Origin of the sequence: Salipiger bermudensis, assembly GCF_019801965.1 — a bacterium.
GTDB classification, from domain to species: Bacteria; Pseudomonadota; Alphaproteobacteria; order Rhodobacterales; family Rhodobacteraceae; genus Salipiger; species Salipiger bermudensis_A.
Map to the genome: position 1 here is coordinate 218,715 of NZ_JAHVIA010000004.1, position 23,496 is coordinate 242,210.

22 protein-coding genes and 1 tRNA gene are annotated in these 23,496 nt (G+C 67.8%); 17 read left to right on the top strand and 6 right to left on the bottom strand.

Translation table 11 applies throughout. The features are described 5' to 3' along the window. Nucleotide 1: 1 nt before the first annotated feature. Nucleotides 2-652, bottom strand: coding sequence for a lipoyl(octanoyl) transferase LipB (gene lipB, locus KUV62_RS10490; RefSeq protein WP_222603646.1), 651 nt, complete (start codon nt 650-652; stop codon nt 2-4). A 222-nt stretch (nt 653-874) separates the two neighbouring features. On the opposite strand from lipB, the gene KUV62_RS10495 reads away from it, so the two are divergent. The 3 genes from KUV62_RS10495 (at nt 875) to KUV62_RS10505 (ending at nt 4,675) form a co-directional block, all read left to right on the top strand. Beyond that, the gene (locus KUV62_RS10495) at nt 875-2,575 is read left to right on the top strand and encodes a peptidoglycan-binding domain-containing protein (protein ID WP_222603647.1); all 1,701 of its coding nucleotides are present in this window, start codon (nt 875-877) and stop codon (nt 2,573-2,575) included. 154 nt (nt 2,576-2,729) lie between these two features. After that, a tRNA-Leu gene (locus tag KUV62_RS10500) sits at nt 2,730-2,816 on the top strand. A 200-nt stretch (nt 2,817-3,016) separates the two neighbouring features. Next, on the top strand, nt 3,017-4,675 hold the full coding sequence (locus KUV62_RS10505; protein ID WP_222603648.1) for an alpha/beta hydrolase: 1,659 nt from the start codon (nt 3,017-3,019) through the stop codon (nt 4,673-4,675). 9 nt (nt 4,676-4,684) lie between these two features. Here KUV62_RS10505 and KUV62_RS10510 read toward each other — a convergent pair whose 3' ends face one another. Next, nucleotides 4,685-6,487, bottom strand: a complete 1,803-nt coding sequence (locus tag KUV62_RS10510; RefSeq protein ID WP_222603649.1) for a hypothetical protein — start codon at nt 6,485-6,487, stop codon at nt 4,685-4,687. 109 nt (nt 6,488-6,596) lie between these two features. Here KUV62_RS10510 and KUV62_RS10515 point away from each other — a divergent pair, with 109 nt between their 5' ends. Further along, nucleotides 6,597-7,067, top strand: coding sequence for a GtrA family protein (locus tag KUV62_RS10515; protein WP_222603650.1), 471 nt, complete (start codon nt 6,597-6,599; stop codon nt 7,065-7,067). A 28-nt stretch (nt 7,068-7,095) separates the two neighbouring features. Here the strand turns inward: KUV62_RS10515 and KUV62_RS10520 are convergent, their stop codons facing one another. The 3 genes from KUV62_RS10520 to KUV62_RS10530 all read right to left on the bottom strand — a co-directional run bounded on the left by KUV62_RS10520 (nt 7,096) and on the right by KUV62_RS10530 (nt 10,754). Beyond that, nucleotides 7,096-8,124: a glycosyltransferase family 2 protein gene (locus KUV62_RS10520; RefSeq protein ID WP_222603651.1), complete on the bottom strand. Its 1,029-nt coding sequence runs from the start codon at nt 8,122-8,124 to the stop codon at nt 7,096-7,098. Between the two features lie 167 nt (nt 8,125-8,291). After that, on the bottom strand, nt 8,292-9,443 hold the full coding sequence (locus tag KUV62_RS10525; RefSeq protein ID WP_222603652.1) for a M24 family metallopeptidase: 1,152 nt from the start codon (nt 9,441-9,443) through the stop codon (nt 8,292-8,294). Between the two features lie 84 nt (nt 9,444-9,527). After that, entirely contained in the window at nt 9,528-10,754 is a 1,227-nt protein-coding gene (locus KUV62_RS10530; RefSeq protein ID WP_222603653.1) for a multidrug effflux MFS transporter, read from the bottom strand. A gap of 176 nt (nt 10,755-10,930) precedes the next feature. On the opposite strand from KUV62_RS10530, the gene KUV62_RS10535 reads away from it, so the two are divergent. The 9 genes from KUV62_RS10535 (at nt 10,931) to KUV62_RS10575 (ending at nt 18,310) form a co-directional block, all read left to right on the top strand. Further along, on the top strand, nt 10,931-12,463 hold the full coding sequence (locus KUV62_RS10535; protein ID WP_222603654.1) for an acyl-CoA carboxylase subunit beta: 1,533 nt from the start codon (nt 10,931-10,933) through the stop codon (nt 12,461-12,463). Nucleotides 12,464-12,486: 23 nt separating this feature from the next. After that, the gene (locus tag KUV62_RS10540) at nt 12,487-12,825 is read left to right on the top strand and encodes a hypothetical protein (protein ID WP_222603655.1); all 339 of its coding nucleotides are present in this window, start codon (nt 12,487-12,489) and stop codon (nt 12,823-12,825) included. After that, a complete protein-coding gene (locus KUV62_RS10545; RefSeq protein WP_222603656.1) occupies nt 12,822-13,214 on the top strand; it encodes a DUF6497 family protein in 393 nt (130 codons plus the stop codon). Before KUV62_RS10540 ends, KUV62_RS10545 begins: the two co-directional genes overlap by 4 nt. Before the next feature lie 214 nt (nt 13,215-13,428). Next, entirely contained in the window at nt 13,429-13,566 is a 138-nt protein-coding gene (locus tag KUV62_RS10550) for a hypothetical protein (RefSeq protein WP_007798398.1), read from the top strand. Nucleotides 13,567-13,722: 156 nt separating this feature from the next. Next, a complete protein-coding gene (locus KUV62_RS10555) occupies nt 13,723-14,118 on the top strand; it encodes a hypothetical protein (protein ID WP_222603657.1) in 396 nt (131 codons plus the stop codon). A gap of 99 nt (nt 14,119-14,217) precedes the next feature. Then, nucleotides 14,218-14,580: a hypothetical protein gene (locus KUV62_RS10560; protein ID WP_222603658.1), complete on the top strand. Its 363-nt coding sequence runs from the start codon at nt 14,218-14,220 to the stop codon at nt 14,578-14,580. A gap of 355 nt (nt 14,581-14,935) precedes the next feature. Next, nucleotides 14,936-15,145, top strand: a complete 210-nt coding sequence (locus KUV62_RS10565; RefSeq protein ID WP_222603659.1) for a hypothetical protein — start codon at nt 14,936-14,938, stop codon at nt 15,143-15,145. Between the two features lie 137 nt (nt 15,146-15,282). Beyond that, complete coding sequence (locus KUV62_RS10570) at nt 15,283-17,283, top strand: acetyl/propionyl/methylcrotonyl-CoA carboxylase subunit alpha (protein WP_222603660.1); 2,001 nt, start codon at nt 15,283-15,285, stop codon at nt 17,281-17,283. Between the two features lie 7 nt (nt 17,284-17,290). Then, nucleotides 17,291-18,310, top strand: coding sequence for a hypothetical protein (locus tag KUV62_RS10575; RefSeq protein WP_222603661.1), 1,020 nt, complete (start codon nt 17,291-17,293; stop codon nt 18,308-18,310). Nucleotides 18,311-18,487: 177 nt separating this feature from the next. Here KUV62_RS10575 and KUV62_RS10580 read toward each other — a convergent pair whose 3' ends face one another. Further along, nucleotides 18,488-18,952, bottom strand: a complete 465-nt coding sequence (locus KUV62_RS10580) for a DUF4174 domain-containing protein (protein WP_410000853.1) — start codon at nt 18,950-18,952, stop codon at nt 18,488-18,490. Nucleotides 18,953-19,088: 136 nt separating this feature from the next. On the opposite strand from KUV62_RS10580, the gene KUV62_RS10585 reads away from it, so the two are divergent. The 4 genes from KUV62_RS10585 (at nt 19,089) to KUV62_RS10600 (ending at nt 23,478) form a co-directional block, all read left to right on the top strand. Next, nucleotides 19,089-20,027 (top strand): hypothetical protein, encoded by a 939-nt coding sequence (locus tag KUV62_RS10585; RefSeq protein ID WP_222603662.1) that lies wholly within the window; start codon nt 19,089-19,091, stop codon nt 20,025-20,027. After that, nucleotides 19,990-22,119: a methylmalonyl-CoA mutase gene (gene scpA, locus KUV62_RS10590; protein ID WP_222603663.1), complete on the top strand. Its 2,130-nt coding sequence runs from the start codon at nt 19,990-19,992 to the stop codon at nt 22,117-22,119. Before KUV62_RS10585 ends, scpA begins: the two co-directional genes overlap by 38 nt. Nucleotides 22,120-22,381: 262 nt before the next feature. Then, entirely contained in the window at nt 22,382-23,002 is a 621-nt protein-coding gene (locus tag KUV62_RS10595) for a VOC family protein (RefSeq protein ID WP_222603914.1), read from the top strand. Beyond that, entirely contained in the window at nt 22,999-23,478 is a 480-nt protein-coding gene (locus KUV62_RS10600; RefSeq protein WP_222603664.1) for a GNAT family N-acetyltransferase, read from the top strand. Before KUV62_RS10595 ends, KUV62_RS10600 begins: the two co-directional genes overlap by 4 nt. Nucleotides 23,479-23,496 lie beyond the last annotated feature (18 nt).

Genomic DNA, 23,496 nt, shown 5'->3' on the forward strand with positions numbered 1-23,496 from the left:
CTCAGTCGCCGAATACCTCGTCGAAGCTGCGCTTCAGTGCCACGTCGAGATCGTCCATGCAGACTGGCAGTCCGAGATCCACCAGGCTGGTGACGCCGAACTCGGTGATGCCGCAGGGAACGATGCCCTCGAAATGCGACAGCTCCGGTTCGACATTGATCGAGATGCCGTGGAAGCTCACCCATTTGCGCAGGCGAATGCCGATGGCGGCGATCTTGTCCTCGGTCATGCGCCCGTCGGGCAGCCGCGGCTTGTCCGGACGCTCGACCCAGACGCCGACGCGGCCCTCGCGGATGTGGCCAGTGACGTTGAACTCGGCCAGCGCCGCGATCACCCAGGCCTCGAGCTGCTGCACGAAGCGGCGGATGTCGCGGCCGCGCCGGTTGAGGTCGAGCATGACATAGATCACCCGCTGGCCGGGGCCGTGATAGGTATACTGTCCGCCGCGCTTGCTCTCGTAGACCGGGAAGCGGTCGGGCTCGCGCAGATCCTCGACCCGCGCCGAGGTGCCGGCGGTGTAGAGCGGCGGGTGCTCGAGCAGCCAGATCGCCTCGTCGGCCTCGCCGGCGGCGATGGCGGCGGCGCGCGCTTCCATGAAGGCAACCGCCTCTTCGTAGCCGGTCAGGCCATCGGTTGTGATCCACTCGGTCATGCTGGATCGGCTAGGCCCAGTCGGGCAGGGCGTCAAGAGCACCCGGTGCCGCGCGGGCCGGGGGCTGCGACCGGATTGAGATATTTTTGCATCACTCTTTGATTGACAGAATCGTGAAGGCCGCCGACCCTGAAGCCATAGAACGTCGACTTTCGCCACTTCATGCGCGACCGCGACTGCAATTTTCCTCGCGGTACGCTCCATTGCTTCAGGAGATTGACCGTGAGACACAGACTGATCGCAACTATTGTTACCTCCAGCATCGCGCTGACCCCGCTGCCCGCCCTGGCCGACAACGCCTTCGTCGGGGGCCTCGTGGGCGGCTTCATCGGCAGCGCCATCGCCAACCAGCCCAAGCAGCAGAAGGTCTACCGCGCCCCCGCCAAGAAGACCTACACCCGCAGCAGCTCGAGCAGTTCGGTCAGCAGCGCCCAGCGGCAGATCAACCGCGACACCCAGACCGCGCTGAACTATTTCGGCTTCAACGCCGGCAGTGTCGATGGCGTGATGGGCAGCCGCTCGCGCTCGGCGATCTCGAGCTACCAGGCCCACATGGGCTATAGCCCCACCGGCCAGCTGACCCAGTACGAGCGCGACTTCCTGATCGGCTCCTATCACCGGGCGCAGGCCGGCGGCCCGGCCACGTCGCAGCTGATCGCCTCGAACCCGCTCGGCGTGAAGGGGCTTCTGGTCGCCTATCGCGACGAGCAGATGAATGGCGGCGGCCGCGCCTCGACCGCCTCGATCGGTGGCCATTACGGCCTGCCGAGCGTTGTCGCCGCGGCGGTCAACGAGATCGCCAAGAGCTCGGACCCGACCGCCGAGCAGCTGGTGCAGCGCAGCGGCTTCATCCAGCTCTCCGACATCAACGGCGATGGCCAGACCGATTACATCATCGATACCTCGGTTACCGGATCGGCCTTCTGGTGCAGCGCCCAGAGCTGCATGGTGCGGGTCTTCGCCTCGACGCCCGATGGCTACGAGCGCAACGATTTCCAGGCCTTCAACGTGACGCCTGCGATGTTCACCTGCACCCGCGGTACCTGTTCCAAGACCGGCGGCCCCTCCACGATGACCGCCGTGGCGCCCGCGGTGCCGGTGCCGCCGGCGATCCGCACCCCCGACAGCCAGATGGCCGCCGCGCCATCGCCCTCGGCGACCCAGGCCGTGCCCGCGACCACCGCCGCCGTCAACGCCAGCCCGGCGCTGCCCAATTTCTTCGGAGGCGAGAGCGCCCCGGCCGAGGCTTCGCTGGCCTCGCATTGCAACACCGTCAGCCTCGTGACCTCCACCAATGGCGGCTACATCACCGCCGACACGCTGACCGACGCCAATGCCGCCATGGCCGAGCAGCTTTGCCTGGCCCGGACCTACGCGATCTCTGCCGGCGAGACGCTGATGGGCCAGGTGCAGGGCGCCAGCCAGCAGCAGATCGCCGATCAATGCGCCACCTTCGGCGCGCTGCTGAAGGAGCAGGTCGCCTCGGTTTCGCTGCAGCCGCGCGATCAGGTGCTGCAAAGCGTGGGCAAGTTCGTGCTCTCCACCGGCATGTCGCCGGCGCAGCTCGAGAAGACGGCGCAGATCTGCCTCGCCTCGGGCTACAAGTCGGATGACATGGGCACCGCGATGGGCGCGGCGCTGATGCTGGTGGCGCTGGGCAAGGGCCCCTATGCCGAGCTGATGGGCCACCACCTGAGCCAGGGCTTCGGCGCCACCCAGCGCGAGGATCTAGCGGTGGCGTGGTACGATCAGGCGCTGACCTCGCTCGACGGCGGCGCCACGGCGGTCTTCGGCCCCGGCCAGCCCGAGCGCGCCGGTCTGCTGCGCAAGGCCTCGATGATGATGGGCGGCAAGGCCGATGCCGGCGGCGAGACGCCAGAAGTCACCCAGGCAGGCCTGCCGGTATTCAGCATTTCCGAGTGATCGCGGGCCTGGGCCCCTGGTGCCGCGGCGGGCTCGAAAGGGCCCGCCGCGCCGCGTTTTCCGGGGCGTGCGAAAAAATCGTCACGCGGATGCATTTCCCTCTTTTCATCCCCCGCAGGCTTTTGTAGAGAGCCCCTCACCAAGTCAGGACAGTGCGGTCGTGGCGGAATTGGTAGACGCGCAGCGTTGAGGTCGCTGTGGGGTAACTCCCGTGGAAGTTCGAGTCTTCTCGACCGCACCATTCTCTCCGAACATCGGTGAGTGAGCCTTCGGGCGAGTAGCTTGCAGAGCATCGCTCGCAACGCGTCGGCCGCTTGCTCGGCCCGTCCTCGACCTTTCCCCGACTGCGACATTTTCCGCCCCCGCGCCTTGCGCTGGTCGCTTGCGCCATGGGCCCTGCTTGGCGACACTCGGCCGCGAGCGGCGATGCGGGGAAGTGTCATGAAGATCAATCTGTTCAGGGGCGTGTCCTTTCATTTTCTGCCGCTGATGCTGGGGCTCGTGCTGTTTGCCGCCTCGCTCACGCCCTCGCTGACGCCGCGAAGCTGGGAATTCCAGGGCGCGCTCGGCGGCGTCGTGACGGCGATGGGCTACCTGACCGGCCGCGCGGTGCAGCTGCTCTGGGCGGCGCTCGGCCTGCCGCCGCTCGGCGGACGCGCGGCGAGGATCGCGGCGGTGCTGGTTACGCTCGCGGCGCTGGGCAGCTGGATCTTCGCGGTGGCCCGCAGCACCGACTGGCAGAATTCGATCCGGGAACGGGTGGCGATGGCGCCGATCGAGAGCAGTCACCTGATTCCGATGATCGGCACGGCGCTCCTGGTCTTCCTCGCCTGCTTCGCGCTCGGCCTACTGATCCGGCTGCTGTTCCATACCCTTCGCAAGCGCCTGCTCAGAATCATGCCCGAGCGCACCGCCAACGTGCTGGGCGTCGCGGGGGCGGTGCTGCTGCTGTTCATCCTGACGATGGACGGGCTGGTGCCGCAGGTCATCCGTATGCTCGACAGCTCCTATGCCGAAGCGCAATCGCTGTTCGACACCGCGCCGCCGGCGCCCGGCGATCCGCGCAAGCCGGGCAGCGCCGAGTCGCTGGTCGATTGGCAGCTCATGGGCCAGCCGGGGCGCAATTTCATCGAGCGCGGGCCGGATGCCGCTCGGATCAGCTCGCTGACCGGCCGGCCTGCGATGGATCCGATCCGGGTCTATGTCGGACGCGCGCAGAGCAAGGATCCGCAGGTCCGGGCCGAGATCGCGCTCGAGGAGCTCAAGCGCCTCGGCGCCTTCGAGCGCAAGATCCTCGTCGTGGCCTCGCCCACCGGCACCGGCTGGCTCGATCCCGGCGCGCAGGACAGCATCGAGTACCTGCAGGGCGGCGACGTGGCGACGGTGGCGACGCAATATTCCTTCATGCAATCGCCGATGGCGCTGATCTTCGAGACCAGCACCGGGCTCGATCAGGCCGAGGCGACGCTCAACACAATCTACCGCTACTGGCGCGGGCTGCCCGAGGACAGCCGGCCGGAGCTCTACCTTCACGGGCTAAGCCTCGGCGCCTGGTCCTCGATGTATGCGCTCAATTTCTTCGAGGTCTTCGCCGACCCGATCCAAGGGGCGCTCTGGGCCGGGCCGCCCTTTGTCTCGACCAAGTGGCGCCAGATCACCGCCGCCCGCAACCCGGGCTCGCCCTTCGTTTCGCCGGTGATCGCCGATGGCTCGCTGGTGCGCTTCATGACCCAATTTGGCGGGCTCGAGCGCGCCACTGCGCCGTGGTCGGCGATCCGGGTGGTCTATCTTCAGCACGCCTCGGACGGCATCGTGTTCTACGAGCCGGCGTCGTTCTGGCGCGCGCCGCGCTGGATGCGCGAGCCGCCGGCGCCGGACGTGTCGCCGCTCATGCGGTTCCTGCCGATCGTCACGCAGTTCCAGCTGGCGCTTGACATGCTTCTCGCGACCGATTTGCCGGTGGGGTTTGGCCACAGCTACGCCGCGCACGAGTATATCGACGCGTGGATCGCATTGACCGATCCCGAGGGGTGGACGGAGGACGACACCGCCGCCCTCAAGGCGCGCTGCACCCGCGAGGTGCTGGGCTGCGAGGGCTGAGGCGCGGGATCAGTTGACCCGGTAGATGCGCAGGGCGCTATCGCTGTCGCCGGTCGGGATTTCGGTCAGGAAGCCCGGCACCGCGCCGTCCTCGAGCGCGTGGCCGAAGCCGTCGAACCCGGACTTTGCGAGGGTGGTGAGTTCGGGATCGGCGGGGCAGACCAGCATGTAGTCGATGCCATGCGTCTCGAGCGCCGCCTGCGCCGCCTCGGGCGTCTCGGCCAGGGTGATCTCGAGCTGGGCGCGCATGCCGTCCTGATTGCGGTGATAGGGGGCCGAGAGCGTGCGGTGCGGGCTGTGCAGCAGCACGTGGGTGCCGAAATTCGACGGCGCCGAGACCACGCCCTCGGGCAGCGCGGCGAGCGCCGCCATCGCGTCAGGGGTGAAGCAGGCCTGCGCTGGCGCATCCTTTGTCGCGGGAGCGGCGTTGGCGGGGCGGGCGACGTGGTCCATCACAGATTCCGCGCCGGTGGTGATCTGCACCCAGCTCATCGGGAGTGCGAGCAGCACGCAGGCCAGCGCCGCGAGGCCGCGGCTGGTGCCCCGCCCGTCGCGCCAGGCTTGGTGCAGGGCCGCCGCAGTGGTGCCGATCACCGGGGCGGAGAGCGCGGTGAGCACGAAGACGCCGCGCAGCTGGTAGCTGCCGATGGCGAAGGCGACGGCAAGCAGCAGGGCGACCAGCAGCCAGCCCCCGTCTCGGCGCTGCCACGCCTGGCCAAGCGCCAGCATGCAGGCCGCGAGGCCGAGCAGGTAGTAGCCGAAGAGGAACGGCTTGGCGTCGGTCGCGATCAGGTCGGCGAGGCTGCGCGCCTCGCGCACGAAGGCGAGCCAGCGGGCGTCGAGATAGGGATCGAGCCCGCCGTAGGGCTCCGAGAGGCAGGCCGGGGTGACGGCGAGCGTCAGCGCGCCGACCAGTGCGAAGAGCCCGAGCAGGACAGCGGCGCGGGTCTTGAGGGGCTGGTTCGAGACCAACGCCGCTGCCAGCGCCATTGACCCCACGCCGAGCGCCACGGGCAGGGCGAGGTCGATCGAGAAGGCATCGCAGAACCCGCCGACATAGGCCGAGGCGGGCGCCAGCGCCGGAAAGAGCAGTGCCAGCCCGCCCACCGCGCCGAGGGCGAAGCGCAGCACCGGGCCGCGCTCGGGGGCGCCGTTGACCAGCCAGAAGGCTGCCATCGCGAAGGTGCAGAGGGCCAGCAGCGGCAGCGTCTCGACCCCGATGGCGAGGCTCGCGGCCAGTGCCAGCCCCGAGGCCACCGGCAGCACGCGGCGGTCGCGGCGGTCGATGACGCCCCAGAGCAGCAGCAGGAGCAGGGTGATCTGCGCGTTGTGGTGGTCGATGGCTCCCGGCAGAAAGCGGGCGTCGCCCCAGAACATCAGCGCCGCCAGCGCGCCGGAGACGGCGCCGGCGGCCGGTCCGGCCAGCGCCGCGCCGATGCGGCTCACCAGCGCGACCACGGCGGCGAGCATCAGTAGCGGCCAGAAGGTCAGGGCGAGATATTCCGCCTGAAGCCTGCCGGCGAAGGGTTCGGCAAGCAGCACCAGCGCCCCGAGGGGGGCGTCGATCAGGCGCGACCAGTGCATCTCGAAGCCGCCCTCGAGCCCGAGCCGGTTCTGGGTCAGGTCGAACCAGCCCTGGCCGGCGAGCAGGTCGCGGATGCTCACCAGCCGCATCGCCGAATCATTGGCCAGCCCGTAGAACAGCTCGGAGGCGCCGGGAGCGCGGGCCAGCGTCATCAGGGCGACATAGGTGAAGGCGATGACGGGGAGCCAGCGCAGCTGCGGGCCTGGTCTGTCGGTCTGCTGGGTCATTCTGACGGCTCGGACATTCTCAACTGGTTAACAGAACCGCGCCAAGCTGGGCGCGGAAAACACTCGTGGCGGGCTCGCCACAACGGACGGGGCGCGGGGCGCTCCGACCTTGATCGAAGCGGGCAGGGCGGCGCATATCGAAGCCATCCGCAACCGCGAGGTGCCCGTGCCCGAGCGCTCCCAACCGATTGCCGCCCGCGAGCGGCGGCGCCATCTCGGTGGCTTTGCGCTGGCCGGTCTGGCCGGATTCGGCGTCGATGCGGGCGTGCTCTCGGCGCTGGTGGCGCTGGGCCTGCCCGCCGGGCTGGCGCGGGTGCCGTCCTTCGTGGCGGCGGTGCTCTCGACCTGGGCGATCAACCGGACCCTGACCTTCCGCACCTCGACCCGTGCCACGCTGCGTGAGTTCCTGCGCTACATCCTCGCCATGGGGCTGGGTCTCGCGATCAACTACGCCACCTTCCTGCTGGCGCTGCGTCTGAGCGAGACCGCCGCCGCGCAGCCGGTGCTGGCGCTGGTGCCCGCGACCGCTGCCGGCATGGTGGTGAATTTCCTCAGCTCGCGCCATATTCTTCACCGCTGACCGCATCGCCACCGCGCCCCGTCCGACCTCAGCCGTGCGGACCGGGGATCTGCAGATAGGTCATGTAGCGCGCCTCGCGGCGGCCACGGGCAACGGTCTCGAGGATCACCGCGCAGACCAGCGACAGCGCCGCCAGACCGATGCCCGAGAGCGACACGAAGAGTGACGGGAAGCGCTCGACCAGCCCGGTCTCGAGGAATTCGCCGAGCACCGACAGGAACACCGCCGCCGAGGGCAGGAAGAGCAGCGCCGCGACGGCGGAGAAGAACTGCATCGGCTTCTCTTCCTTCACCAACAGCCCGATCATCTTGAGGATGCGGAAGCCGTCGGAATAGGTCGAGAGCTTGGAGCTCGAGTTCTCGGGGCGGGCATAGTAGGGCGTCTCGATCTCGTCGGCGGGCATGCGCAGCTGCAGCGTGTGCACGGTCAGCTCGGTCTCGATCTCGAAGCCCTGCGACAGCGCCGGGAAGCTCTTGACGAAGCGGCGGCTGAACACCCGGTAGCCCGAGAGCATGTCGTCGAACTGGCGGCTGAACAGGCGGCGCACCAGCCCGGTGAGCAGGCGGTTGCCGAACTTGTGGCCGGCGCGGTAGGCGGCCTCGTCGGTGCTGCGGCGCGCGCCGTTGACCATGTCGAGCCCGCCCTCGCAGAGCCGCGCGATCATCGCCGGCGCGCTGGGCGCGTCGTAGGTCGCATCGCCGTCGGCCATGACGTAGACGTCGGCTTCGACGTCGGCGAACATGCGGCGCACCACGTTGCCCTTGCCCTTGCGGGGCTCGCGGCGGACGATGGCGCCGGCCTCGCGGGCCACCTCGGAGGTGTTGTCGGTGGAATTGTTGTCGTAGACGTAGATCTCGGCGCGGGGCAGGGCGGCGCGGAACTGGCGCACGGTCTGACCGATGGCGGCGGCCTCGTTGTAGCAGGGCAGGATCACCGCGACACGGGGCTCGCCCATCGGCGGACGGCCATTGCGGAGCGGACGATCGAGCAGGTCGAGCCCGCCATGTAGGTCGCCATGCGTCACGTCGCTGTCAAACGGTGTTGCGTAATCTCTCATCCGGCTGCCCCGTCTCGATCCCTGGTCCCCCCAACCTCGCGAAGCCGCCAGCCTGCTGGGGCGCGTTGCGTGGTCGCGGTCTGGCATCGTGGATAGAGGGGCTTTCGGGCGCCACTTGGCTCAGATTATGGCGGTTTCGGCGCAATTTGCCGGCGCCCGCGCGGGGCTCAGCCGGGCCAGTCGATCACGGGGATGTCGCGCGGGGCCGGCGGCGAGAGCCACTCGGCGCCGTTCTCTCCGATGACGATGTTCTCCTCGTGCACCAGCATCCGCCCCGGACCCAGCGGCAGCGATGGCTCGAGCGTCAGCACCATGCCGGGGCGCAGCGGGGTGTCATCGCCCGGGATCAGGGAAGGCCACTCGGTGAGTCGCATGCCCAGCCCGTGGCCGAGCCGGCCGCCGGGATCCTGCCCCAGCACATCCACGATCACGCGGTGCAGATCGGCGCAGGTGGCGCCGGGGCGGGCAGCCTCATGGGCGGCGCGCGCGGCGTCGTGCAGGCGGCGGTGGACGTCCTGCACCTCGGGCGTGGCATGGCCGATCGCCCAGTTGCGGTCATAATCGCAGAAATAGCCCTGCCGCACCGCGCCGGTGTCGAGCATCAAGACATCGCCCGCCGCCAGAGGGCGGTCATCGGCGGGGGAGATGACATCGCCATAGCCGCCCGGCGCGGCGCCGCCGGCGAGGTAGCTCACCCAGTCGGCGCCCTCCTCGAGCAGCAGCATCTGGAAGCGGCGGAACACCTGCGCCAGCGTCACGCCCGGAGAGAGCAGTTCAGGCACGCGCGCAAAGGCGCGGCCCGCAAGGGCGCAGGTCTCGCGGATCAGCGCGATCTCGGCGGGGGATTTCACCTCCTGCTGGGCCCGCAGCAGGGCCGAGACATCGCAGCGCGGGCGGTCTCCGATCCGGGCGCAGAGCCGCTCCCAATCGGCCGGCGGCATGCGCAGCGCGGTCTCGCGGCCCAGCGGCACGCCGAGCGCCTCGCCCGAAGGCACCAGCTCGCGGATCGCCTCGGCCAGAAGGCTGACGCCGTCATCGCGGTAATCGGGCGAGATCCACGTGCGGATGTCGGTGAGCCAGCTCTGCGCCATCAGCTCGGCGCCGATGGCCGGGATCACCGCCACCGGCGCGCCGTGGACGGGGACCAGCAGGAACCACGGGCGGGTGTGGCTCTCCCAGAAACGGGTGAGGAAGCCGGTGAAATAGCGCAGGTCCGGCTCGCTGGTGAGCAGCATCGCGGCGATGCCCTCCCGGGCCATCGCGGCCTGCGCGCTGGCGCAGCGGGTCTCGAATTCGGAGCGCGGGAAGGTCTGGGGCAAGGTCGGTCTCCGCCGGGTTCGTCCGGCGGATCATCGGCGCGCGGGGCGGGGTCGTCAAACCCCAGCCCGCAGACGCCGCATGGCTCAGAGCGTTCCGAGCCCCGCGAGCCGCTTTTCGCGGCGCAGCACCAGCAGGATCGAGACGATCGAGGCCACGCCGGTGAGGAACATCAGCCAGAGCAGCGGCCAGGCGCCGGTGCCGGGCTGCAGCAGCGCCCCCGCGAGCGCCGAGAGCGCCGCGCCGCCGCCGATCATGATCGCGCCGGAGAGGCCCGAGGCGGTGCCCGCCAGATGCGGCCGCACCGACAGCGCGCCGGCGGTTGCGTTGGGGATGGTCATGCCGTTGCCCAGGCCCACGAAGGTCATGAAGCCGAAGAAGGTCCATTCCGACTGGAAGCCGGCGGCAAAAACCAGGAGCGCCATGCCGAGGCCCGCGGCGTTGAGGATGCAGCCCCAGAAGATCATCCGGTTGATGCCGACCCGGGCCGAGAGCTTGCCCGAGAGCCCGTTGCCGGCGAAATAGCCCACCGCGGGCGCGCCGAAGAAGAAGCCGAGCGCCGCGGGCGACAGCCCGAACACCTCGGTGCCGACGAACGGCGCGCCTCCGAGATAGGCAAAGAAGGCGCCCGAGGAGAAGGCGCAGGTCAGGGCGTAACCCCAGAAGCGCGGGCTGCGGAACAGCTCGGGATATTCGCGGAACTGCTGGCCCAGCGACAGTCCGCGCGAGACCGAGGTCTCGCCGAGGTCGCGCCAGCTCATCCACAGGATGCCGGCGCCGAGCAGGAACAGCATCCAGAAGGTCGATTGCCAGCCGAAGATTTCGTCGAGTACGCCGCCGATCACCGGGCCGACCATCGGCACCACAGCGACGCCCATCGTCACGTAGCCGATCATCGAGGCGGCCTGGTCCTGCGGGACCATGTCGCGCACCACCGCGCGGCTCAACACCATCGCCGTGACGATTACCGCCTGGCACATCCGGAAGGCGAGGAAGACGGTGATGTTGGGCGCGAAGATGCAGCCCAGCGTCGCCACCAAAAACAGCGCCACGCCCCAAAGAATCACCGGACGGCGGCCAAACTTGTCGGAAATCGGCCCGATCACGATTTGCAGCGCCGCGTTGACCGCAAGATAGATTGCAACCGATAGTTGCATGACGCGGTATTCGGTGTCGAAATGCGCCGTCATCTTGGGCAGCGACGGAAGGAACACGTTCATCGCCAGCGCCGAGAGCCCGGCCAGCAGGATGAGTGTGACAATATGTGGCGGCGTGGTTTGATCCAGGAACCGGACCTTGGGCGGATTTTCCATGTACGGATGGGTAGGACCGAAACGGAGCCTTGTCCATTCGGGAACGATTTGCGGGCGCGTGATTTGCAGTTATGCAATTAGCGTATAGTGGCATTTCCCGCCTTTGCAAATTTGCCGAATTTGACTTGAGCGAGCATCGGGCCTCTGTATGGTCACGGCAAACGAAAGGGACGGCCATGAAAGACATTCTGCACGAACTGGAAGAGCGGCGCGCCGGCGCCCGGATCGGCGGTGGTCAGAAGCGCATCGACGCCCAGCACGCCAAGGGCAAGCTGACCGCGCGCGAGCGCATCGAGCTACTGCTCGACGAGGACAGCTTTGAGGAATACGACATGTTCGTCGCCCATCGCTGCACCGATTTCGGCATGGAGAAGAACCGTCCCTATGGCGATGGCGTGGTCACCGGCTGGGGCACGATCAACGGCCGCATGGTCTATGTCTTCAGCCAGGACTTCACCGTTCTGGGCGGCTCGGTCTCGGCCACCCATGCGCAGAAGATCTGCAAGATCATGGATATGGCGATGCAGAACGGCGCGCCGGTCATCGGCCTGAACGACTCCGGCGGCGCCCGCATCCAGGAAGGTGTCGACAGCCTCGCGGGTTACGCCGAGATCTTCCAGCGCAATATCGAGGCGTCGGGCGTGATCCCGCAGATCTCGGTCATCATGGGGCCCTGCGCCGGCGGCGCGGTCTACTCGCCCGCCATGACCGACTTCATCTTCATGGTGAAGGACACCTCCTACATGTTCGTCACCGGCCCCGACGTGGTGAAGACCGTGACCAACGAGGTGGTGACCGCCGAGGAGCTTGGCGGCGCCTCGACCCACACCAAGAAGAGCTCGGTCGCCGACGGCGCCTTCGAGAACGATGTCGAGGCGCTGGCGGAAGTGCGCCGCCTCGTCGACTTCCTGCCGCTCAACAACCGCGAGAAGCCGCCGGTGCGGCCATTCTTCGACGATGTGGCGCGGGTGGAAGAGTCGCTCGACACGATCATCCCCGAGAACGCCAACCAGCCCTACGACATGAAGGAGCTGATCCTGAAGGTCGCCGACGAGGGCGATTTCTACGAGATCCAGGAAGAGCACGCCAAGAACATCATCACCGGCTTCATCCGCCTCGAGGGCCAGACCGTCGGCGTGGTGGCCAACCAGCCAATGGTGCTCGCCGGCTGTCTCGACATCGACAGCTCGAAGAAGGCCGCCCGCTTCGTGCGCTTCTGCGACTGCTTCGAGATCCCGATCCTGACCTTCGTCGACGTGCCGGGCTTCCTGCCGGGCACCGGTCAGGAATATGGCGGCGTCATCAAGCACGGCGCCAAGCTGCTCTTCGCCTATGGCGAGGCGACGGTGCCGAAGGTCACGGTCATCACCCGCAAGGCCTATGGCGGCGCCTATGACGTGATGAGCTCGAAGCACCTGCGCGGCGATGTGAACTATGCTTGGCCTACCGCCGAGATCGCGGTGATGGGGGCCAAGGGCGCGACCGAGATCATCCACCGTGCCGATCTGGGCGATGCCGAGAAGATCGCCAAGCATACGGCGGATTACGAGGATCGCTTCGCCAACCCCTTCGTCGCGGCGGAACGCGGCTTCATCGACGAGGTGATCCAGCCGCGCTCGACCCGTCGCCGGGTCAGCCGTGCCTTCGCCATGCTGCGCAACAAGACGCTCAGCAACCCGTGGAAGAAGCACGACAATATCCCGCTCTGAGCAGGCCTTGGGGGAGGGGAGCCATGCGCCGCAGGGGCTGGCATACGCAAGAGCTGCAGGGTGAGCTGATCCTCGCCCGCCGCTGGCCAGCGCGTTTCGACCTGAGCGTCGAGACGCGGCTGCCGCCGGTTGGCCGCAAGGCCCGTCTGGCGCACCAGGTGCGCCAGGATCTCTGGCGCGCGCTGCAATCCCTGCGTGGCTTCTCGCCCTGCGTGTCCGTCACCGAAGAGGCTGGCGCGACGCTGCTCCGCGCCGGCGGTCAGCTGGATGGCGCCGCCCCGCGCGCGCAGGCCGAGGCGCGGCTCGTGGCGGTGCTCGGGGATCCGCGCAACCGCGCCCGCTGGCTGAGGTGGGCGCGATGAGTTTATGGCCTGCGCTCCTGCTGTTCTCCGCCTCGTCGCTTCCGGCGCTGGGCGAGGCCGTCGCCGTGCCCTCGGGCATGGAGGTGAGCTTTCACGACATGATCTGGGACGAGCCGGTCGGGGCGGGGCTGATCTATCGCTTCCGCTTCGTCGCGCCGGAAATCGGCGGCGATGCCCCGCGTGATTTTGCCGAAGTGTCGGGCGACATGGACGAGCTGTGCCAGGTGTTCGCGCTGCCGCGGCTGTCGTCGATCGGCCCGCAGCCGTCTCGGGTGATGATCTCGCTGATGGAGAGCCCGGTCGAATTCGGCGTGGCGAGTCCCGACGTGATCCAATATTTCGAGGCCTACTCGGTGAGCGACGGCCGCTGCATCTGGGAGGCTTTCTGATGCTCCCACAACATCTTGCAGGAAGAAGCTTAGATCCGCTCATCTATGAGGCTTTCGAGCCACAAATCGACCTATGCGCGCATGTTCGATATTGTCCCGCAAAACTTTGGGCTATGTTGGAGATTGATTGCACCCAAGCAATCGAAACCTCGGAACGAGGACGGACAGGGCAAGAGGCTCTAGTCGGTTCCGTCGAATGTGACAGGAGAATAAGATGTCCAAGAGCATCAAAGTGCTTGCAATGCTGGGTCTGTTCGGTCTCGCCGCGTGCGGCCAGCAGGAAGAAGAGTTCGTTGTCGTCGATCCCGAGCCGATCACGACCGAGCCGGTCTACACCGGTAAGTACAAGTAAGACCCTTGGGCGGGCCGCCAGGCCCGCCCTCCCTCCGACTTCGCCCGGTCGCGGTCATATTGACCAAGATCATGGCCGCCGTTCCCCCGATTGCTACTATCCGACGCAACGGGCTGCCGTATTCCCGGCATCCTGTGAGCAAAGGGGAGGACGAGAATGTCACCGAAAATCACAGTCTTCGCGGTCGGCGCTGTGGCGCTGGGCCTTGCTGCCTGCGCGCAAACCGAGCCAGAGCCGCTGCCGGTGCAGCCGCTCTATGACAAGTTCGGCAATGCCGAGTGTCCGGTGGGTTACGTGCTCTACGACGATTTCTGCGTTGTGCCGGCAGCCGGGGGCGCATCTGCGGGTGTTGCCGGCGCTGGCGGTATGGATGGCGGGAGCATGGATCCCGGCAGCACGGCCGAGGATCCGACCGATCCCGGCGCCGATCCCACGGACGTGCCCGACGACGATAGCGGCAGCGGCAACCAGAACCGCAACGAGAACCAGAACGAAAATCAGAACCAGAACCGGAGCGACACCGAAACCCGGACCCAGAACCAGAACGGTTGATCTTGCCGGGCCGTCCCTTGGCGGCCCGAGAGACCTTGCCGGCCGGGATCTGACCGCGGTTCAGGCGCAGCGGCGCCCGCTCCGTCTTGAGAGGGCACCATGCTGAAACACCGCGGCTTTCCCGGCCGTCTTCCCGGCACCGACTACCAGTTCGTCATTCGCCGCGCCAATCCGCGCGGGGTCACGCCGCTGACGCGGCGCGAGCGCTTCCGCGATCGCAAATCGGCGGACAAGCGCGCCGACTTGGCCTTCATGGCCTCGCTCTGGGCGCATTTCGGCACCGAGCCGTTCGAGCGCGGCAATCTCGATGCCGGACGCCTGAGCTGGCTCTTTGGCCGCGAAGTGCTGCCCTATGACGACCCCTTCGACCCCGCCAGCTATGAGTCGCTGCTCGTGATCGACGAACAGGCGGCCCGTGCGTCCTTCCCCGAGGCCTTCGAGGAGAACGAAGATTGGGCGTGATCCTGCCTGTTCCGGGCCGCGCTGAGCGGAGCGGCGCCGACATCGGGTCGGGCGTGCAATACCGCTATGCGTGTGCTGGCGACTCTGCAACACTACCAATGTTGCGAGTTGTCCGGCACCACCGCAGAGGTCCGGGCATTCACCGTTACCCTTCCCCTTGCGGGCGGCGCGGCACATCCCCTGGCCCGTCGTCCGCCTCTCTTTTTGCGACGCTCTCCAGCGACCCGCGGCATTCCGCCGCCGCTCGGCAGACCAGCGCCGGTCGTGGCAAGATCGTTAAATTTGGATGGAACCCTGTTCAGATCTGTGGCGTTGATCACCAGACAACGCAACAGGAACTAAGGGAATTCGACCCATGGCAAAATTCGCCGTTCGCACCGCCGCCATTCTTGGCCTTCTCACCGTCGCAGCCTGCGAGACCTCTGATCTTGGCCGCGCGGGCATCGGGGCCGGCAGCGGCTATCTCATCGACCGCGCCGTGGGCGGCGACGGCACCATCGGCGCAGCCGTGGGCGCGACCGCAGGCGTCGTCTGCGACGACGTCACCCCGCAATACTGCAACTGATCGCCTGATCTCCGCCGCGCCCCGCGCGGCGGCCAGCACAACATCGAAGCCATCGGAGCCGCGCGCTCCGGTGGCTTTTTTCGTGGCCGCGCCCGGGACGGGGCAGGGCCTGAGGAATACGTAGGAAAGGGACGAGGATGTTCGACAAGATCCTGATCGCGAACCGGGGCGAGATCGCCTGCCGGGTCATCAAGACGGCGAAGAAGATGGGCATCAAGACGGTGGCCGTCTATTCCGAGGCCGACAAGCACGCGCTGCACGTGGCGATGGCCGACGAGGGCGTGCATATTGGCCCGCCGCCGGCCAACCAGTCCTATATCGTGATCGACAAGATCATGCAGGCGATCAAGGACACCGGCGCGCAGGCGGTGCACCCGGGCTACGGCTTCCTGTCGGAGAACCCCAAATTCGCCGATGCGCTCGAGGCCGCCGGCGTCGCCTTCATCGGACCGCCCAAGGGCGCGATCGAGGCGATGGGCGACAAGATCACCTCGAAGAAGATCGCAAAGGAAGCCGGCGTCAGCACCGTTCCCGGCTACATGGGTCTGATCGAGGATGCCGACGAGGCGGTGAAGATCTCCGGCGAGATCGGCTACCCGGTGATGATCAAGGCCTCCGCCGGCGGCGGCGGCAAGGGCATGCGCATCGCCTGGAACGACCAGGAGGCGCGCGAGGGCTTCCAGTCGTCGAAGAACGAGGCCGCAAGCTCCTTCGGCGATGACCGCATCTTCATCGAGAAATTCGTCACCCAGCCGCGCCATATCGAGATCCAGGTGCTCTGCGACGCGCATGGCAACGGCCTGTGGCTGAACGAGCGCGAATGCTCGATCCAGCGCCGCAACCAGAAGGTCGTCGAAGAGGCGCCGAGCCCGTTCCTCGATCCCGAGACCCGCAAGGCGATGGGCGAGCAGGCGGTCGCGCTGGCCAAGGCGGTGGGCTACACCTCTGCCGGCACGGTTGAATTCATCGTCGACGGCGAGAAGAACTTCTACTTCCTCGAGATGAACACCCGCCTGCAGGTGGAGCACCCGGTCACCGAGCTGATCACCGGCATCGACCTCGTCGAGCAGATGATCCGCGTCGCCAATGGCGAGCCGCTCTCGATCACCCAGGACGACGTGAAGATCAACGGCTGGGCCATTGAAAACCGCCTCTACGCCGAGGATCCCTACCGCAACTTCCTGCCCTCGATCGGCCGCCTGACGCGCTACCGTCCGCCGGCGGAAGGCGAGCTCGGCGAGGGCATCGTGCGCAACGATACCGGCGTCTACGAGGGCGGCGAGATCTCGATGTATTACGACCCGATGATCGCCAAGCTCTGCACCTGGGGCCCGACCCGCGATGCCGCGATCGAGACCATGCGCAACGCGCTCGACAGCTTCGAGGTCGAGGGCATCGGCCACAACCTGCCCTTCGTGGCGGCGGTCATGGACCACGAGCGCTTCATCTCCGGCAACATCACCACCGCCTTCATCGCCGAGGAATATCCCGACGGCTTCGAGGGGGTGACCCTGTCGGACGAGAAGCTGCGCGAAGTGGCGGCGGCGGCGGCCGCGATGAACCGGGTGGCCGAGATCCGTCGCACCCGTATCTCTGGCACGCTCGACAACCACGAGCGCAAGGTCGGCGATGTCTGGAACATCTCGCTGCAGGGCGAGAGCTATGATGTCACCATCGCCGCCGACAAGGCGGGCTCGAGCGTGACCTTCGCCGATGGCGCGGTGATCCGGGTCGATGGCGACTGGACGCCGGGGCAGGCGCTGGCCCACATGGTGGTGGACGGCGATCCGCTGGTGCTCAAGGTCGGCAAGATCTCGGGCGGCTTCCGCATCCGCTCGCGCGGCGCCGATCTCAAGGTCCATGTGCGCACCCCGCGCCAGGCCGAGCTGGCGCGGATGATGCCCGAGAAGCTGCCGCCCGACACCTCCAAGATGCTGCTCTGCCCGATGCCCGGTCTCATCGTGTCGATGAACGTGGCCGAGGGCGACGAGGTCCAGGAGGGGCAGGCGCTCTGCACCGTCGAGGCGATGAAGATGGAAAACATCCTGCGCGCCGAGCGCAGCGGTGTGGTCAAGAAGATCAACGCCGGCCCGGGCGACAGCCTCGCGGTCGACGATGTGATCATGGAGTTCGAGTAACTCCGGCATGGGCGGGCAGGAGCGGGCATATGGTGGCCTCAGACTGGAGCGTGTCGTCGCTCCGGTGCTGGTGGCGCTTGCCTGCCTGCTGCTGTTCGTCTGGCCCGCGCTGCCCGAGAGCCTGCCGCAGCGGTTGGTGAGCCTCGCGGCGGTGCTGCTCGTGGCCTACTGCATCTTCGATGCCAAGGTGCTGCGGGTGTTGTGGAAGGCGGCGCTGGTCGCCGCCCCGATCTCGCTTCTGGGGCTGGCCTCGGTGCTGGCGCTGCTGCCGGTGATCGACGGGATCGAGACCGGAGGGGCGCAGAACCCGCGCTACCTCTACCAGGGCCTGATGGCTGGCGGCGTGGTCGCAGCGGGCTGGGTCTTCACCTTCCTCGTGCAGACATGGCGCGAGGAAAGCGCCCGCGACAAGGCGCTGAACGAGACGCTGCTTGCGCTGCGCTCCGAGGTGTTCGACTACCTCTCCGACCTGCTCGAGCTCTGGGAACGCCCGGCGCCCGACCGGGCAAGCGAGGAAGCGCGGCTGAAGGCGCTGATCGCCACCATGCTGGGCCATGATGCGCGCGGCCGCAGCGTTGCGCAGCGCATCGCGGAGGAGGGCTACGAGCCTTTCGTGCCCAGCGGCAAGGAGCCGGTGGTGCTGACCACGCTGGCGCCGAACCTGCAGCTGCTGCCCGATGACGTGATGCAGCCGGTGATCGGCTTCTACACCCAGCTCGGCGACGTGCAGCGGCTGGCGCAGGATCTCAACGGCGCGGCCTATCGCCGGCTCGGCCGGGCTCGCAGGGCGGAGATCTATTTCGATTTCGAGGAAGTGCGGCTGCAGACCGTGCGGGTCGGCTGTCAGGCTTGGCTGGCGCTCAATGCGCGCACCCGGCCTCAGAAGGAGGAGCCGGGGGTGTTCGGTCTTCTGGCGGAGGCGGATACGAGCCGTGCGCGGCCGGATTTCGAGGCGCTGGTGCCTGCGGGCGCAGACGACTCGCACACTCGGGACGGCTCCGGAGATGCGGAGCGTTCGGATGTTTAAGCTTTTGGAATCAGTAGCTGATCTTGGGACCGGATCGATGCGGCGAGCGTTCGACCGGCTCGGGAAGCGGCTTGAGGAAGATCCGCTGCAGGTATGTGATGAGCTTGTCCATGCCCTGAATATAGCGCGGGGCCGGGCGCATTTCAATCGTCACAACCGTGCGGCGGGCCCTGCGCGTCACTGGTCGGGCAGGGCGCGCCGGTCGCGCACCTCCTGCTTGCGCAGCGGCTGCTTGTCGATCGAGCGCGAGATCTCGCGCACGTCCCACGGCGCCGGCTTGCGCAGCAGGATGGTGCCATCCTTGGCGATCAGCACGAACATGAAGCCGCGGGCGCGCAGCTCGGTGCGGATCGGCGAGCGGGCGGCGGGATCGGTGTCTGTGATCACCACGACGTCGCGATCCTCGAGCGCGTCGAGCCGCTCCGAGATCAGCTGCATCTGCTGCACGTATCGCGGATCGGCCGGGTTGTCGGCAAACACCACCAGCGGGCGCTTCACCCAGAGGAAATCGTCGAGGGTGGCGTCTCCCGCCGGGCGGATCGTCGCGTCGAGCGTCTCCGGCGTCTCGGCTCCCTGCGCCGCGCCGAAGCTGGCGGTGAGGGTGAAAAAGGCGAGCGATGCGAGGGTCATGCGGCGGTTCATGCCGAGAGATATAGGCATGGCACCCGCGCCTGCACAACGTTTGCCGCAAGGTCGCGACGATTTTACCTCGTTTAACCCCGTTCTCATGGAGGGCCGCGCATGATGACGCGGATCACCGACATGAGAGGGCCGGGGCATGGAGATCATCCTGCACGCCGGGGCGCATCGCACCGCGACCACCAGCTTCCAGACCTACCTGCGCGGCGCAGCCCCGGGCCTCGCGGCGCAGGGTACCGGCTTCTGGGGGCCGTGGCGGACCCGGAAGGGGCTGTTTCACGGCCTGACCGGGGCCGAGCCGCTGCCCGGCGATCTGGCCCGGGCGCAGGCACGGGTGCGTCTGGCCGCCGAGGCCTCGGTGCGGCGCGGCGTGGCGCGGCTGCTCGTCTCCGACGAGAACATGCTGGGCACGCCCCGGGCCTGCCTGCGCGCCGAAGCGCTCTACCCGGAGGCCGCGGCGCGGCTGCAGCGGATGCGCGCCGCCTTCGGGCGGGTCGACCGGCTGGTGCTGCAGATCCGCTCGCCCGAGGCGTGGTGGAGCTCGGCGCTGGCCTTCCTGCTGGCGCGCGGCGTTGCACCGCCGTCGTCCGAGTTGCTCGAGCGGCTGTCGCGGGAGGGGCGGGGCTGGCGCGAGGTGATCGCGGATCTCGCCTGCGCCTTGCCGCGCGCCGAGATCGTGGTGAGCCGGTTCGAGAGCTGCGCCGCCCGGCCCGACGCGCTGCTGCTGGCGGCGACCGGAGGGGCGGGAGAGGCGCCGCCGCTGCCCGAGGCTGGCATCTGGGCGCATCGCAGCCCGAGCCTGTCGGAGCTGCGCGCGGCGCTGGCCGCGGCTGGCACCGAGGCCAAGGCATTGCCGATGGGGGAGGGCCCGTGGCGGCCCTTCTCGCAGGCGCAGTCGGCTCGGCTGCGCGAAAGATACGCCGACGATCTGTTCTGGCTGATGGCCGGGGCAGACGGGTTGGCACAACTGACAGAGGACCCGAAGCCCGGCAGGGACAGGAGGCACTGGCCGCCGGCTTCACAGAAAAGAGGACAGGACGATGACAGCCAAGGTGGACGACTGGCGGGCACTCGCTGAAAAGGAGCTGCGGGGCCGCCCGCTCGAGGATCTGACCTGGAAGACGCTGGAGGGCATCGAGGTCAAGCCGATCTACACGGCGGCGGATGTCGAGGGGCTGCCGCAGGTCGGCGAACTGCCCGGCTTCGAGCCCTTCACCCGCGGCGTGAAGGCGACCATGTATGCCGGCCGGCCCTGGACGATCCGGCAATATGCCGGCTTCTCCACGGCGGAGGAATCCAACGCCTTCTACCGCAAGGCGCTGGCTGCCGGTCAGCAGGGCGTCTCGGTGGCCTTCGACCTCGCCACCCACCGCGGCTATGACAGCGATCACCCGCGCGTCGTCGGCGATGTCGGCAAGGCCGGCGTGGCGATCGACTCGGTCGAGGACATGAAGGTGCTGTTCAACGGCATCCCGCTCGACAAGGTCTCGGTCTCGATGACGATGAACGGCGCGGTGATCCCGGTGCTGGCCAATTTCATCGTCACCGGCGAAGAGCAGGGCCACGACCGTGCGCTGCTCTCGGGCACGATCCAGAACGACATCCTGAAAGAGTTCATGGTGCGGAACACCTATATCTATCCGCCCGAACCCTCGATGCGGATCATTTCCGACATCATCGAGTACACCTCGAACGAGATGCCCAAGTTCAACTCGATCTCGATCTCCGGCTACCACATGCAGGAGGCCGGCGCGAACCTGGTGCAGGAGCTGGCCTACACGCTGGCCGACGGCAAGGAATACGTGAAGACGGCGATGGATGCCGGCATGGACATCGACAAGTTCGCCGGGCGGCTGTCGTTCTTCTTTGCCATCGGCAAGAACTTCTTCATGGAGATCGCCAAGCTGCGCGCCGCGCGGATGCTGTGGTCGCGCATCATGACCGAGCTCGGCGCCAAGTCGGCACGCTCCAAGATGCTGCGCACCCACTGCCAGACCTCGGGCGTGTCGCTCGCCGAGCAGGATCCCTACAACAACGTCATTCGCACCGCCTATGAGGCGATGTCGGCGGTGCTGGGCGGCACCCAGTCGCTGCACACCAACGCGCTCGACGAGGCCATCGCCCTGCCGACCGAGTTCTCGGCCCGCATCGCGCGCAACACCCAGCTCATCCTGCAGGAAGAGACCGGCGTGACAAAGGTCGTCGATCCGATGGCCGGCTCGTACTATGTCGAGAAGCTGACCGCCGATCTCGCCGAGGCGGCGTGGAAGCTGATCGAGGAGGTCGACGAGATGGGCGGCATGACCAAGGCGGTGGCCTCGGGCATGCCCAAGCTGCGCATCGAGGAGACGGCGGCCAAGCGCCAGGCCGATATCGACCGCGGCGATGACGTCATCGTGGGTGTCAACAAGTACCGGCTCGAGAAGGAAGACGAGCTCGACATTCTCGACATCGACAATGCCAAGGTCCGCGATGGACAGGTGGCCTCGCTGGAGCGCATCCGCGCGACCCGCGACCAGGCCGCCTGCGATGCGGCGCTGGGCGAGCTCGAGCGTCGGGCCAAGGAGGGCGGCAACCTGCTCGAGGCGGCCGTCGAAGCTGCCCGCGCGCGGGCCTCTGTCGGAGAGATCAGCATGGCGATGGAAAAGGTGTTTGGCCGTCACCGGGCCGAGGTGAAGACGCTGGCGGGCGTCTACGGCGCCGCCTACGAGGGCGACGAAGGCTTTGCCGCGATCCAGAAATCGGTCGAGGATTTCGCCGAGGAAGAAGGCCGCCGCCCGCGCATGCTGGTGGTCAAGATGGGCCAGGACGGCCATGACCGCGGCGCCAAGGTCATCGCCACCGCCTTTGCCGATATCGGCTTCGACGTCGACGTGGGGCCGCTGTTCCAGACCCCGGACGAGGCGGCGCAGGACGCCATCGACAACGACGTGCACATCATCGGCATCTCGTCGCAGGCGGCAGGCCACAAGACGCTGGCGCCGCAGCTGATCGAGGCGCTGAAGGCGCAGGGCGCCGAGGACATCATCGTCATCTGCGGCGGGGTGATCCCGCACCAGGATTACAAGTTCCTCTACGATGCCGGGGTGAAGGCGATCTTCGGACCGGGGACCAACATCCCCGACGCGGCGCAGGATATCCTCAAGCTGATCCGCGAAGCCCGCGGGTAACAGGGCAGGGGCCGGGGATCTTCCCCGGCCCTTTGCTTATTGAAAGAGGGATCACGCGAGCGCCGTGCGTCCGGCAGGACGGTGGCGCAGAGCGTCGCGTCGCCTCGGGCGTGCCGAGCGCCTCTGCCGCCGCTAACACTCCGCAAGGGGCCGCCCCGCCCCGTGATAGCGCGCAAACCCCGGGCGTTGATGCATTTTAGCCGTTGCGCCGCCGGTGCGCTCGCCTATCGTGACCCGAATGAACAACGACCCCGGGCGGCGGATGAAGCTGGAACTGGATCATATCGCGGTGGCGGGCGAGAGCCTCGAGGAGGCGGTCGCCCATGCCGAGGCCGCCGTCGGCATGCCGCTGCTGCCCGGCGGCGAACACCCGCGCTACGGCACCCATAACCAGCTTCTGGGCCTTGGCCGGGGGCTCTATCTCGAGGCAATTGCCATCGATCCCGCCGCGCCGCCGCCCGAGGGCGCGCGCTGGTTCGGGCTCGACGATTTCCACGGCCCCGCAAGGCTCGACAAGTGGATCTGCCGGGTCTCCGACATGGATGCCGCGCTCGCGGCGCTGCCGATGGCGGGCCAACCCGTCGATCTCGAGCGTGGACGGCTGCGCTGGGTGATGTCGGTGCCCGAGGATGGCCGTCTGCCCTTTGACGGCGTGTTCCCGGCGCTGATCGAATGGAAGAGCCCGGTGCCTGCCGGCGCAATCCTTTCGGCTTCCGGCACGAAGCTCGAGAAGCTCGAGGTGATCCACCCCGAGGCCGCCGAGCTCGAGGCGCTTCTGGCGCCGCATCTCGACGCGCCGCTGGTCTCCTTCATCACCGGACCGAAGCCGGGGCTGCGCGCCGAGCTGCGCACCGCGCAGGGCCAGCGTCGGATCCTGCAATGATCGTCCGCCCGGCCCGCGCGGCGGATGCCGCGCCGCTCGCAGCGCTCTGGAACCCGTGGATCGAGACCACCGCGATCACCTTCTCGACCGCGCTCAAGACCCCGGAGGGGCTGACCACCGACATTGCCGCGCGCGGCGACGCCTTCCTCGTCGCCGAGCAGGACGGCGCGCTCCTCGGCTTCGCCACCTTCTTCCCGTTCCGCGGCGGGCCGGGTTATGCCCGCACCAAGGAACACACGGTCATCCTCGCCCCCGAGGCAAGAGGTCGCGGGGCAGGGCGGGCGCTGATGGAAGCGCTGGAAGACGTCGCCCGCAGCCAGCAGGTGCACTCGCTCTTCGCCGGGGTTTCGGCGGAAAACCCTGCGGGCGTGGCGTTTCACGCCGCCATCGGCTTCATCGAGGCCGCCCGGCTGCCGCAGGTCGGCTTCAAGTTCGGGCGCTGGATGGACCTTGTCCTCATGCAGAAATTTCTCTGAACCGCGCTGACTTCGCCC

Excerpts from the sequence above, each read along its gene's own strand:
- KUV62_RS10560 (WP_222603658.1), top strand. The coding sequence starts at position 14,218 with ATGCTGAAACACCGCGGCTTTCCCGGCCGTCTTCCCGGCACCGACTAC.
- KUV62_RS10600 (WP_222603664.1), top strand. The coding sequence starts at position 22,999 with ATGATCGTCCGCCCGGCCCGCGCGGCGGATGCCGCGCCGCTCGCAGCG.
- KUV62_RS10505 (WP_222603648.1), top strand. The coding sequence starts at position 3,017 with ATGAAGATCAATCTGTTCAGGGGCGTGTCCTTTCATTTTCTGCCGCTG.
- KUV62_RS10520 (WP_222603651.1), bottom strand. The coding sequence starts at position 8,124 with ATGAGAGATTACGCAACACCGTTTGACAGCGACGTGACGCATGGCGAC.
- scpA (WP_222603663.1), top strand. The coding sequence starts at position 19,990 with ATGACAGCCAAGGTGGACGACTGGCGGGCACTCGCTGAAAAGGAGCTG.
- lipB (WP_222603646.1), bottom strand. The coding sequence starts at position 652 with ATGACCGAGTGGATCACAACCGATGGCCTGACCGGCTACGAAGAGGCG.
- KUV62_RS10585 (WP_222603662.1), top strand. The coding sequence starts at position 19,089 with ATGGAGATCATCCTGCACGCCGGGGCGCATCGCACCGCGACCACCAGC.
- KUV62_RS10545 (WP_222603656.1), top strand. The coding sequence starts at position 12,822 with ATGAGTTTATGGCCTGCGCTCCTGCTGTTCTCCGCCTCGTCGCTTCCG.
- KUV62_RS10550 (WP_007798398.1), top strand. The coding sequence starts at position 13,429 with ATGTCCAAGAGCATCAAAGTGCTTGCAATGCTGGGTCTGTTCGGTCTC.
- KUV62_RS10530 (WP_222603653.1), bottom strand. The coding sequence starts at position 10,754 with ATGGAAAATCCGCCCAAGGTCCGGTTCCTGGATCAAACCACGCCGCCA.
- KUV62_RS10570 (WP_222603660.1), top strand. The coding sequence starts at position 15,283 with ATGTTCGACAAGATCCTGATCGCGAACCGGGGCGAGATCGCCTGCCGG.
- KUV62_RS10595 (WP_222603914.1), top strand. The coding sequence starts at position 22,382 with ATGAAGCTGGAACTGGATCATATCGCGGTGGCGGGCGAGAGCCTCGAG.
- KUV62_RS10565 (WP_222603659.1), top strand. The coding sequence starts at position 14,936 with ATGGCAAAATTCGCCGTTCGCACCGCCGCCATTCTTGGCCTTCTCACC.
- KUV62_RS10540 (WP_222603655.1), top strand. The coding sequence starts at position 12,487 with ATGCGCCGCAGGGGCTGGCATACGCAAGAGCTGCAGGGTGAGCTGATC.
- KUV62_RS10555 (WP_222603657.1), top strand. The coding sequence starts at position 13,723 with ATGTCACCGAAAATCACAGTCTTCGCGGTCGGCGCTGTGGCGCTGGGC.
- KUV62_RS10580 (WP_410000853.1), bottom strand. The coding sequence starts at position 18,952 with ATGAACCGCCGCATGACCCTCGCATCGCTCGCCTTTTTCACCCTCACC.
- KUV62_RS10575 (WP_222603661.1), top strand. The coding sequence starts at position 17,291 with ATGGGCGGGCAGGAGCGGGCATATGGTGGCCTCAGACTGGAGCGTGTC.
- KUV62_RS10510 (WP_222603649.1), bottom strand. The coding sequence starts at position 6,487 with ATGACCCAGCAGACCGACAGACCAGGCCCGCAGCTGCGCTGGCTCCCC.
- KUV62_RS10535 (WP_222603654.1), top strand. The coding sequence starts at position 10,931 with ATGAAAGACATTCTGCACGAACTGGAAGAGCGGCGCGCCGGCGCCCGG.